The sequence below is a fragment of the Roseibium sediminis genome (assembly GCF_008711325.1).
Taxonomy (GTDB): domain Bacteria; phylum Pseudomonadota; class Alphaproteobacteria; order Rhizobiales; family Stappiaceae; genus Roseibium; species Roseibium sediminis.
The window spans coordinates 17,482-29,412 of sequence record NZ_VXDB01000031.1 but is presented as its reverse complement, the minus strand read 5'-3'; the positions used below and the strand labels follow the sequence as shown (position 1 = coordinate 29,412).

Sequence of the window (11,931 nt, the reverse complement as noted above, 5' to 3'; positions counted from 1 at the left end):
GTCATCATCCAACCAGGATTTGAGCGAAAAAACCAGCGGGTTATTCAGCAGCCTGCTAGAGCATTTCCAGGCGAAGTGGATACCGGTTGGCCGTCAGGAAATGCGCCAAATCAAATATTTAGAGCACGTCGAGTGATTCAGTGAATGCGAGACGTTCTCTAGTCGCGGCGTTTGACTTCCGGGGATGGGCCGGTGTCGAAGCGGTTGCTGGAACTGCCCAGAACCGGCGTGCGTTTTGAGACGTTCACCCTGCTTTCGCGCCAGACTACGAAGCCGCCTGAGGCAATGACGATCATGGAGCCTATGGCAACAAAGATGTCGGGCTGTTCCATGAAGAAGATCGCCCCGAAAATTGCTGCCCAGATGATCTGGCTGTACTGCATCGGCGCAATGACAGCAGCCGGGGCATGGCGGTAGGCGGAGATCGAGCAGAACTGCGCCACAACTGACAGGAAACCAATCCCGGCAAGGAGCGCCAGATGCGGCAGGTCGACCGGCTGGTAATCCTGAGGCATCAGGACGCCGGTCACGAGCATCGAAGCCAGCATCGTATAAAGGATCAGCACCGCCGATCGTTCTTCCCCACCGATCTTGCGAAGCACGATAGAGGTCAACGCGGACGCACAGGCAGCGACCAAGGCTGCGATGTGACCAAGCGAGATTTCGGTGAGGCCGGGTCTGAGAACAATCAGCACGCCCACGAGGCCGACAAGGACTGCGCCCCAACGTTGGGCGCGAACGACTTCTCCCAGCAGCGGAACAGAGAATGCTGTGATCAGAAGCGGCGTTGAGAACAGCAGCCCGTAAACCTCTGTCAGCGGCAGTGTCGTGAACGCGTAGAACGCTCCGGACATGCTGATAATGCCGAGCGTAGCACGAGCGACAACGAGATAGGGATGGCGGGGCCGGAAATTGGCCTGAGCCTTGTCGACCAGCATGATGGTTGCCATCGGAATGAAGGCAAACAGCATGGCAAAGAAGATGATTTGAAAGACCGAATAGCTCGCGCCCAGATATTTAATCAGGGCGTCGTGCATGGCGAATAAGGCAAAGCCGATAAAAGCAAAGCCCAGTCCGCGGGCAGGGGACGGGGATTTTGGGGGCATAACGAGCCGATTTCTGGCGGGTTTCAGTATTTCGTCAAGGTTCAACCGATTTAAAATACCAGTCAAGGTCACGCGAGCGTCTATTCAGTTCTAATGCGGCTCTGGAAGCCACAAGCTGTCCCAATGTCTGCGCGGGATTTTGCCTCCAAGCCGGAATGCGAAGTCCGATAATTCGAGATCCTCCTCGCTGAACCAGCATTCAAACTGGAGGTCAAACCAACTGTCCTTCGAATAGACCGCCGCTCCATAGGCCGAGATGTGGTTTGTCTTCACGACTATCGGTGAACGCGTATGGGCAATGATCTGATGGGGCGTCATCAAGGGATCCGCATTGGCAATCTGCTCCAGGGCTTCGAGATTGCACAGCTGGATCCAGCGCTCTTCTCCATAAGCCGTCATAAGCCCCGCCCTGGCAGCCCTGCCGTCGTCGCTGGCAAGGATCCTGTTGGCGTAGATTTGCCTCACTCGCGCCAGTCCTGAGGGAAGCCGGGTAGCGGTCAGGACGGCGATTTCCTCGACTGGATCTGCCGGGCTGTCCTCTGGCAGCTGACTGGGGATGGGCAAGCTTGGCGATGGCACCGCTTCTGTTTCGGGTTCAGATGTTGGCGCCTTTTCCGGCTCATACCGGGAGGGTATTGAAACCAGTGTCACTTCCACTGCGGTTTCCGGCGGCGAGACAGGACGCGCGGGCGTGGTGCGAACTGTCCAGACGAAAACGGTCACGAGTAGGAGATGCATCACAACGGACAGAAGGAAACTGCTGCCTTGCCGGACCGTGCTAGGGCCGTCGAGAGGGACAGATATCTGGTCAGGTATGCATGTCAGGGACATGGTTGCTCTGGTTGGCCCGGATTGATTGCGTCACCAATGGGCAAATGCCCAAACCATCTTGAGCCATGAAAAAAGGGCGACCCTTGGGCCGCCCTTGAAGATTTTTCATGTCTGATCGGATCAGTCGAACCGTCCGCTGGCGTGGGCCAGCATGGTGTAGACCTTGCCGGTATCCGAGGTCAGGTAGGTCTGACCCAGCATGTTGTCGCGGTCGTTGCGGGCAACCTGCTGCAACAGCTGCTCGAAGTCCGTCACATAACGCTCCACGGCGGCCCGAAATTCCGGATCACGGGAGTATTTCTGACGAATTTCGTCAAAGGTCTGCTGACCCTGCAGAGTGTAGAGGCGACGAGTGAACACGCGGCGCTCGCCGTTCTTGTAGCGATCCCACAGGTCGATGAACGTCTCGTGGTCAATTGCGCGGGCAATGTCGACCGAAAGCGAGTTCAGGCTCTCGAAGGACTGCAGCGGACCACGGGCCGTCTCAAGATCTTCGGACGGATCGTCATCACGCGATGCGCGGCGCAGAAGGTCGGAGACCCAACCCTTTCCTGCCGGTGCCGGTTCCGCCTGGCGGCGGGTTTCCGTCGGGCGCGGAGCAGGCTTCTGGCGGGTTTCCACCGGGGCCGGAGCAGGTTGCTGCGGGCGCTGCGGAGCATAGGACTTAGCTGCGGCCGGAGCTGCAGAAGCACTGGCCGACGCGATTGCCATGTCCTGCGGGCGGGACACGTCGAGCGTGTTCGCCTGCTTGGCAACGATGTCGGAGAGCTCGCTCAGCGCGCGGATCTGCTCGTTGACCACCTTGCGCAGGGCTGCGGAGGATTCTTCCGCCTCATCCGGCAGGGAAAGGACACCCTTCTTCAGCTCGTTGCGGGTTGCTTCAAGCTCCAGGTGAACATCACGAGCCACATCACGCATGCGGGTTGCAGCTTCATTGAACCGCTCGGAGGCTTCCGCTGTTGTCCGGGACATTTCGGACATGATGGCTTCCTGCGCCGAACGAATAGTGTCGCGGGCCTTCTGACCTTCCATACCGGCGGTCAGACGCATGCTCTCGAACTGTTCGGCAACCTTCTGGGTTGCTGCTTCGGCTGCCGCGCTCAGCATGCGCGCTGCATCGCGGGCCTTGTCGTCGGCTGTTTCCAGCGTTTCGGACAGGGACGCGGTGAAGGTGCGCATCAGGCTGTCGACAGCTTCTGTCTTGGCCAGCAGGGTTTCGGCCACTTCCTCGATCGCCGTGCGGCGTTCGGAAACGCGGCTTTCGACGGTGTTGTTTGTCTTCTCCAGATGACGTGCTGCGTCGGAGAGGGCAGAGGAGTGATCGCCCAGGCGGTTGGTCAGGGCCTGAATGTCGGCAAGGGTGGTCTCGGTCACCGTGCGCAGTGCATCCACCTGTTCGGTGATGACCGCGTTTGTTGCCGTTGTGTCGGTGACAGCACGATCAACCGCAGAGCGGAACTCGCCGGCGCGGCGACCCAGGTTGATTTCCACCTCGTTGAGGTTGGAGCCGGCCTGATTGATGATCGTCTGCAGGCTGAGGTTGGACGCGTCGAGCTTTTCGAGGATCTCGGTAACGTCGGTTTCCAGCTGGCGCTTGGTGTCGACGAGAAGGGCGGCTGCACGGCGGCTCCGCTCTTCCAGAGAGGCGACCAGGCGATCATTGGCGCCCGTCATGATCTCTGCAGCCTTATGGCTCTGTTCGGTAAGGTTTGCGACAACGCGGTCACCGGCATCAACCAGCGAGCGGGTGGCCTCGAAACCGTTCTGCGCGAAGGCATCGGCCACTTCGCCGCCCTTGACGGTGATCGCGTCAAGGATTGCGCTGTGAACCTCGGAAACGCGACCGGTCAGATCCTTGGCACGGGTTTCGATGGCTTCGATCAGTTCGCTGCCATCGGTGCCGATGATCTTGGCAAGTTCGCCGGACTGGGCGTTGAACGCGTCGTTCAGGCTGTTTGCCTTTTCAAGCAGCTCGTTGGCCACGGAGTTGCCACGCTCGCGGAGGAGGTCGGCAGCTTCGTTGACGGCGTTGTTGACGCGGGCGCGGACAATCTCTGCCTCGCCGGACATCTGGCCGCGGATTTCCTCAAGCGTCTTTGCAAGGGTCTGACGGGCCTGTTCGCTTTCGGAGGACAGGTTGCCGGAGATCTCTGCAATGGTACGGCTGAGGTCGTCGCGGACCTGATTGCTTTCACCGGTAAGAGTGCCGGAGAACTCAGCCAGTGTGCCAACGTAGAGGGCGCGTGCATTCTCGCTCTCTGCGGCCATGGAGCGGGCTGCATCGCCGACAGCGGACAGGACCAGATCGCGGACCTTTTCGCTTTCGGACGACAGGGTTCCACGGGCCAGATCCATGACGCCGGTGATGGCATCGCTGGCCTTCTGGCTCTCCCCTTCAAGGATGCCGCGAGCATCGCCCAGAGAGTTGAGAACGATCTGGCGCATGCGCTCACCTTCTTCGGAGAGGCGTGCGGTCGCATCATCCAGCGTACCGGTCACGATGCCAACGGTCTTGCTGCGCTCGTCGGCCAGTTTGCTGACTGCATCTGCAACAGCGCCGTCGACGATATTCTTGATCTGGCTGCCTTCGCCGGAGAGGGAAGCAACAGCTTGTGCAACGGCCTCGGTGACCATGTCGCGCATGCGGGTGCTTTCCGTCGACAGGGTCGTTCCGGCTTCGCTCACAACGTTGGTGAGAACTTCCAGAGCCTTCTGGCTTTCGCCGCTGAGGGTGCCGGAAATGCTTTCCAGACGCTCGTTCAGAACCGTTTCCAGCTGGCTTGCGCGGGTGTCGAGGGTTTCGGCGACTTCGAAGACCTTTGCGCCAAGGGAGACATTGATCTCGGCGATCCGCTCGGAAAGCGAGTCGGTGAGTTCTGTGCTCTGCTTGGTCAGCACGGAGCCGGCCTCAGCCAGACGGCTGTCGAGGGCGGTGGTCATTTCTTCCTGACCGGAAACAAAGGCCTGAGCGATTTCGCGGGTGCGGGTGATCAGGGTTTCGCTGATCTGGCGTGCGCGGGCATCAAGCGTTTCGTCGATACGCTCCGTGCCGCTCTTCATTGTGTCGGCGAGATGCTCTGCCTTGCTGACCATGGCCGTAGAGGCTTCGTCAACACGCTCGTTGAGCGTCTTGCCGATTTCCTCCGCACGCGATGCAAGGGTGTCGCCGGCAGCCTCGACCTTTTCGCCAAGGCGAAGGGTGATTGCGTCGGAGCGATCTGCCAGAACATCGGTGATGTTGCGGGTCTTTTCTTCCAGAGCATCGGAAATTCCGATGGTGCGCTGGTCGATGGCATCCGCAAGGATCTGAGTGCGGGTTTCAAGGGCGGCCTCGAAGTTCGCCGTACGCTGGTCCAGTGTAAGGTCGAGCGTGTTGATATGGCTGCCAAGCGAGGAGTCGATCGTCGAAATACGTTCGCCGAGGGTCGTGTCGATCGTGGAGATCTTGTCTCCGAACGTTGTTTCGATGGAGAAGATCTTCTCGCTCAAGGACGCGTCGATCGTTGCGATCTTGTCGCCCAAAGTGCTGTCGATGAGCTTGAGATGTTCGTTGAGCGAGCCGTCCATGGAGGCAAAGCGGTCGCCCAGCGAGTTGTCGAGCGTGCTGATCCGGTCACCCAGAGACGCATCAAGCGAGTTGATCTGCGACGTGAAGGTGGTGTCCAGCGTGCTCAGACGGCTGTCGAGAGCTTCGGAGAGGAGCAGGGTCTTGGTGTCGAACGCCTCGATGAGATGTCCGCCCTTTTCCGTAACGATGCTGTCCAGCTCGGTGAGGCGGCTGGAGAGGTTTTCCTCCAGCAGCTTGCCGCGAACGTCGATCGTGTCGATGATCTTCTCGCCTGCAACGCTGATGTCGCCGGCAATCCGCTCGCCGCGACCGCCGATGAGGGACGCCAGCTGCGTGCCGGTTTCGGCCAAACGCTGGGTGAACTCCTGGGTCTGGAAGCCAAGGCTTGCAGTGACCTCCGTAGAGGCGCTTTCCAGTGTTTCGCGGAAGGCAATGTTCTGCTGTTCCAGAATCGCAGCCATTTCGTTGCTGCGGGCAGCAAGGCGCTCGTCAAGGCTATCGCCATTGATGGTGATGGCGGAATAGATGCGGTCGGAGATGCTCTCCAGCTTCTCTGCCAGCGAGCCGCCCTGGATCGTGATGGTTTCCGTGAGCGTGCCTGCGGTCTCGTCCAGCTTGGACGCGATCTCGCCGCCGCGCAGGGACAGGTCAACCACGATGGATTCACCGGTTCCGCGAAGGATTTCAGCAACTTCCGTGCTGCGATCGGACAGGGTCTCGACGATTTCCGCACCGCGTACGGAGATCGTGTTGGTGACTTCCTGACCACGTTCGGAAATGCTGTCGACAACCCGGTCGCCGGTTGCGGCCAGCGAGGCATCAAGCGTGGTGACACGCGTGTCGACGGTGTTGATGAGTTCCTCGGTTCTGGACGTGATCGTGTCGATCAGGCGGCCCGACGTGAGGGACATGTTGGCGTTGATTTCCTCGCCGCGCTGGGAAATGGTCTCGCCGACGCTTGCGCCGGTGGTTTCCATCGACAGGCGCAGTTCCTCGGACTTCTGGCTGAGGGTTTCGACGACCGTGTTGGTCGATGCGGTAAGGTTGGTGTTGATTTCCTCGCCACGCGCCGTGAGCGTTTCCACGAAACGATCCGCGGTTTCGGCAAAGCGTGCGTTGATGTCCGTGCCGCGGCTCGACAGGGTTTCCCAGAGCTTGTTGCCGGTTTCTGACAGGTTGTCGACGAGGTCGTTACCGGTCGTGGACAGACGGTTCACATAGTCTTCCGCACGGACGGTCAGGGATTCCACCAGCTCGTTGCCGGAGGATGTCAGCGAGGAGCCAAGAGAGGCAATGCGCTCGTCAACGGTCGAGGTCAGCTCGTCAACGCGGGCGTTAACGGCGTCCAGCATCTTTTCGGTGGCCTTGTCGACCGTCGCGCCGAAATCGCCGGAAGACGACGACAACTGCGAGGCGAAGTTATCGTGCGCGCTGGTGATGGTCTCGCGCACGCGCTCGGCGTTGTTGATGATGGCTTCGCGCTGGCTGACGAGTTCCTCGATCAGCGAGCGGATCTTCAGTTCGTTGTCATTGTAGGAGCGCTCGAGCGAGGACACTTCGTTGTGGACGAGAACCTCCAGTTCGCTCGCGCGGGCAATGGCGCGCTCGATGCCGTCGCCCATGGCGGCAACTTCACGACGGATCGCCTGACCAACGCTGAGGATGGATTCCTTGGCCATGTCTTCCGGCTCAGCCAGACGCAAGGCGACTTCGGTCATTCCGCGTGCGACGATGCGCATTTCCTGGGCGCGCCAGATCATCATCGCCATCACCCAGAAGAAGATAATCGGCACGATGACGGCAATGGCGGCGAGAATCAGTTCAGGCGACTGGGCGATTGCCGAAAAGCTGGTGAGGCTGGACAGCTTGTCCCCGAAGGAGGACATGGCAAGGCTTGCGCCGACACCACCCCAGAGCAGGGTGAGGGCTGCGGCGCCCCAGAACGGAGCTGAAGAAGGGCGTCGCTGCAAGGCATAAATGAGGCTGCCGATGTTGCGACGATCGTCATTGGCTGCAGGCGGGCGATTGCTGCGACCACGCCGGCGGGCGTTGCGCGCTTCGTCATTTGCAGCCTTGCGGTCCTGCTTCTTTTCGGGCGTGTCTGCCTCCGGTGCTGACGCGCTGTCTGATGAGGGAGCCGCCGACTGCGCCTCCGGTCCACCAAAATCCAGCTTCAGGGCTTCTTCGACCGCAGAGAGAGCTGCTTCTGCCGGGTCTTTCACCTTCGGGGGATTTGCCATTTTAGGATCGCCTCACGTCCATACTCATTACACGCCGGTAGGGCCACCAGTCGTGTGCCCCATACCGTATGCGTCGATTCCTGAACCGGAAACATATGGCCATAAGTGGCTGTTGTATTGTTTCCGCTTCATTCTCAGTTCGGTGAGGGGCCGCCGCTGACCGGCTGGCAACATCAAGCTGCGCAGCATTTTCCCCACCTTGCCGCATTGCTAAATCTAATGGCACAATCTTGGCCATTGGACAAGAAACAGTAATGGCCATAACAACCTAGAGGCTGTAATTGAGGCCCGTTCTAGGGTGGTTTTTGGCCCAGTTTTGCAGGAGTGTGCGATGGTGAAAAAGACCACTTCCAAACCCGTGACACCGACTGCCGTGCAACTGAATTGGCTCTCGTGTGGGCTGGATCAGGCGGGTGGCAAATTGCCACTTTTCGATCAGGACGGGAAAGAAATTTCAGAACGCACCATCCGCGCCTGCATCCGCGAAGGCTGGGCAGAGCCTTGGTTTTCCAACCCAATTAAGCCTGACTGGCTCATTTGCAAATTGACGGATGACGGGAGGGAAGCGGTTCTTGCAACCCAAAAAACAAATAAAGGTTAACGGCGGTCGCAATGTATGCATTGCAGAAAACCGAGGTAACTCGTCGGGTCTTATTGCTCTTTCTTAACGGGCAAGCGAACGTTTGAAAACAGCCCGTTAACCAATTTTACACTTTTTTGGGGACATCGGCCCCATCTTCACCCCGCAACCAGATGTCTTATACCAACCTCAAAAGATAAAAACCTGTCTGACCGTGTTTGGGGATAGTTCGGCAAGGAGCAGGTTGCAGGGCGATATGGGTTATCGTTCAAAACCTGTGACGCAGCAGAACTGTGTCCAAACGCGGCCTTCGGTGGCTCGCTCCGGCTCGCCGGACAGCGTTGCGCTGCTTGAACGGCCAGCCAGGCCGTCCTGCGCAACGCGCCTTGCCGGACAAACCGGACCAGAGCCATCAGATAGGTTCTTATCTTTTGAGGTTGGTATTAACCGGTTCTTGTCTTCTGGCGGCCATCCTGTCTTGCAGTTCAGTCTTTGTGCCTTTTGCGTGTGAAGACGCGTATAGAACATGTGAGTTGAATATGGCCCAACCGGCATTATCGCGAAACGCAAACCCCTTTCGCATCACCCCACCCATCGATCTGGTTCAACTGGCCACGAACACGCTGGGGAACCGGGATCTGGAGCTTCAGGTCCTGCAGATGTTTGTGTCCCAATCCAACAGCATGATGACCCGCCTTCTTGCCGAAGAGGACAGGGACGCAGGCGGCAGGCTCGTTCATACACTCAAGGGCTCGGCCCGGGCGATTGGCGCGACCATGGTTGCGCAGGAATGCGAGCGGCTTGAGCATCACATCCTGGCAGGCGATGAAGTCTGCTTCTCCCGACTTTCGGGTCTGGTTGAGGACGCCAACGGATATATCGGCGACCTTATCGAAGATTGAGATTATAGCTTTCGACAATTTTGGGGCGTGTTGCCACGCCCTGTTTCTTCAGTCGGGGACCTTTGGGTTCTTGACGTTTCAAAATGAGTCTTTATGTCGGTCGGGAACCGGAAATTTCCCAAACACCTGATCGGACGCGGATCATGCCAAAAATCATCTTTCAAACTGCAGACGGCGCCAAAATGGAAGTGGACGCGCCCGAAGGCTCCACAATCATGGAAAACGCCATCAAGAACATGGTGCCTGGGATCGAGGCCGAATGCGGCGGTGCCTGCGCCTGTGCGACCTGCCATGTCTATGTGGATGAAGCCTGGTCCGGAAAGACCGGCCAGCCGGAGCCGATGGAAGAGGACATGCTGGACTTTGCCTATGATGTGAAGCCGACCTCGCGCCTGTCCTGCCAGATCAAGGTGACTGCAGAGCTGGATGGTGTGGTCGTGCACGTTCCTGAGCGCCAGGCCTGATCCCGGCCAGAGACATTTGGTGAAAAATGAAAAACCCGCCGATCTGGCGGGTTTTTTGTCTTTGAGTCGTTCGTTCGACTATTCCGCGGGCGAAGGAGAGGGGCGTTTGTACCAGAAATCGACCTCCCGTCCTTCTTCGGGATCGGACGGAATGAGAGACGACAGCGCCAGGCTGACAAGGGCCATGGCCGCGCCGGAGAGAAACACGGCTGCCGGGGAATAGAGCCAGACCAGACCGAAAATGACCGGGATGAAGACGGCTGCAATGTGGTTGATGGTGAAAGCCACACCGGCCGTTGGTGCGATGTCTGCCGGATCGGCGATCTTCTGAAAGTAGGTCTTGATGGCAATCGCGATGGCGAAAAAGGCGTGGTCGACCACATAGAGCGCGGCTGCCAGCTCGGCACTGGTCACGAACGCGTAGCTGACGAAAACACCGAACAGACCGACATATTCGACAATCAGGGCCTTTCTCTCGCCAAATCGAACGATCAGCTGACCGATCTTGGGGGCCAGCAGCATGTTGAAGGCACCATTGAGGAAAAAGAGGGCAGCTACCTCGTGGACGTCGTAGCCGAATTTCTCCACCATCAGGAAACCGGCAAAGACCGTGAAAATCTGGCGGCGGGCGCCAGCCATGAAGGTCAGGGCATAATAGAGCCAGTAGCGACGGCGCAGGATCAGCTTCTTGTGCTGGGCGACGCCCTCCTTGAAATGGGGATAGGCCATCATGACGAAGGCCAGAACCACCAGTGTCAGTCCACCTGCAACCGCAAAGACGGTCGCGAAGCTGAGATCAAACATCTTCCAGCCGACAAAGATGAGGCCATAGGCGATCAGCTGGGCGAAGGCGCCAACGGCGATGATCTTGCCCATGCTGGCCGCGGCACTGGACTTTGGCAGCCACTGGAGCGAGAGCGACTGGGCCATGGTTTCATAATAATGGAAGCCGATCGACATGATCAGGGTGGTCAGATAGAAGCCCCAGGTGCTCGGGAAGTAGCCGGTTACGGCCACGCCGACGCCCAGCAGAAGCAGGGATGCGTAGGCAAGGGTTTGCTCGCGCATGAGCAGAAGCAGATAGATGGCGGCAAAGCTCAGGAAGCCTGGGATCTCGCGGATGGACTGCTGAATTCCGATTTCCTGACCGGTGAAACTCAGTTCCTGAACAGCGAAGTTGTTCATCAGGTTCCACCATGCGGCAAAGGAAAGCTGCATGGCTCCGGCCATGATCATCAAAAGGACGGCAGGAGAGCGCCAGCCCTTGATATCCATCGGGTTTTCGCTGCGGGTGAAATACGTCATGAAGCGTGTCTGGTCTCGATTTGTGTTGCGTGACCGGAAATCTAGTCGCATGCGCCTCTTGCGTGTTAGCGCGGTTTTGTCATCATATGTTTCCCACTCGCCAAAAATGCGCCTTGATTACGAAAGAATTGCCATGGGGATTCATCCCGACCTCTCCTCGATGCCGGCAGAGCCGCTTGTTGCCCCGATGGTTGGGTTTGCGAAAAGCCAGAAGAAGGGCATGGCGAATGAGCGTCATTCGCACCAGTGCGCGCAGCTCTATCATGTGATTTCCGGTTCCGCAGCGGTCGACACCGAGTGCGGCACCTATTTCGTGCCGCCGGAACGCGCCCTCTGGATCCCTCCGGGCCTGCAACATAATGGCCGGTATCTCTCGGACACGGAGATCCGGTTTCTCTATATTTCTCCGGAGATCTTTCCGGGCCTGCCGGACAAGCCTCAGGTTTTGCACGTCACGACGCTTCTGCGGGAACTCATCTTGGAGTTCATGTCCTATCCGAGGGAGGAAGCGCTCGAAGGTCCGGCTGCACGGGTGGCGGGCGTGATTGTTGATCAGCTGAAGATGCTGCCCGCAACACCGCTTCAACTGCCCATGCCAAGTGATCGAAAACTGCGCGCTCTTTGTCAGACCATTGCCCGGTGCCCGGCGGACATTCAGGCATTGGCGGATGCTGCTTCCGGCGCTGCGCTGTCCGTCAGGTCCTTTGAACGCAAGATCAAGGCGGAGACGGGCATGAACTACCGGACCTGGTGCAGGCAGGTGAAACTCTTTCGGGCTCTTGAGCTTCTGTCGATGGGCAGTGCTGTTTCGGATGTTGCCGACAAACTGGGATATGAAGGCCCCAGCGCCTTTGTTGCGACGTTCCGAAAGGCCTTTGGTGTGACGCCCGGACGATATTTTTCGGAGACTTCGACAGATTGATCTGCCTCATGGC

8 protein-coding genes are annotated in these 11,931 nt (G+C 58.6%); 4 read left to right on the top strand and 4 right to left on the bottom strand.

Annotation, left to right across the window (positions count from 1 at the left end; translation table 11 throughout):
* Positions 1–158: 158 nt before the first annotated feature.
* The 3 genes from F0155_RS20765 to F0155_RS20755 form a co-directional block, all read right to left on the bottom strand.
* Complete coding sequence (locus tag F0155_RS20765; RefSeq protein ID WP_150526487.1) at positions 159–1,106, bottom strand: DMT family transporter; 948 nt, start codon at positions 1,104–1,106, stop codon at positions 159–161.
* 90 nt (positions 1,107–1,196) lie between these two features.
* Entirely contained in the window at positions 1,197–1,937 is a 741-nt protein-coding gene (locus F0155_RS20760; protein WP_150526486.1) for a DUF930 domain-containing protein, read from the bottom strand.
* A gap of 120 nt (positions 1,938–2,057) precedes the next feature.
* Positions 2,058–7,745, bottom strand: a complete 5,688-nt coding sequence (locus tag F0155_RS20755; RefSeq protein WP_150526485.1) for an apolipoprotein A-IV repeat region-like domain-containing protein — start codon at positions 7,743–7,745, stop codon at positions 2,058–2,060.
* A 331-nt stretch (positions 7,746–8,076) separates the two neighbouring features.
* Between F0155_RS20755 and F0155_RS20750 the strand changes: the two genes are divergently transcribed.
* From F0155_RS20750 to F0155_RS20740, 3 genes are all read left to right on the top strand, one after another.
* Positions 8,077–8,346: a hypothetical protein gene (locus F0155_RS20750; RefSeq protein ID WP_150526484.1), complete on the top strand. Its 270-nt coding sequence runs from the start codon at positions 8,077–8,079 to the stop codon at positions 8,344–8,346.
* Positions 8,347–8,864: 518 nt separating this feature from the next.
* Positions 8,865–9,227 carry an Hpt domain-containing protein gene (locus F0155_RS20745; RefSeq protein WP_150526483.1) on the top strand — a complete coding sequence of 121 codons (363 nt, stop codon included), beginning with the start codon at positions 8,865–8,867 and terminating at the stop codon, positions 9,225–9,227.
* 143 nt (positions 9,228–9,370) lie between these two features.
* Complete coding sequence (locus F0155_RS20740; RefSeq protein ID WP_150526482.1) at positions 9,371–9,691, top strand: 2Fe-2S iron-sulfur cluster-binding protein; 321 nt, start codon at positions 9,371–9,373, stop codon at positions 9,689–9,691.
* Between the two features lie 78 nt (positions 9,692–9,769).
* On the opposite strand, the gene F0155_RS20735 is transcribed toward F0155_RS20740, so the two are convergent.
* On the bottom strand, positions 9,770–10,996 hold the full coding sequence (locus F0155_RS20735; RefSeq protein ID WP_192913858.1) for an MFS transporter: 1,227 nt from the start codon (positions 10,994–10,996) through the stop codon (positions 9,770–9,772).
* A gap of 133 nt (positions 10,997–11,129) precedes the next feature.
* Between F0155_RS20735 and F0155_RS20730 the strand changes: the two genes are divergently transcribed.
* A complete protein-coding gene (locus F0155_RS20730) occupies positions 11,130–11,918 on the top strand; it encodes an AraC family transcriptional regulator (RefSeq protein ID WP_150526481.1) in 789 nt (262 codons plus the stop codon).
* The last annotated feature ends 13 nt before the right edge of the window (positions 11,919–11,931 follow it).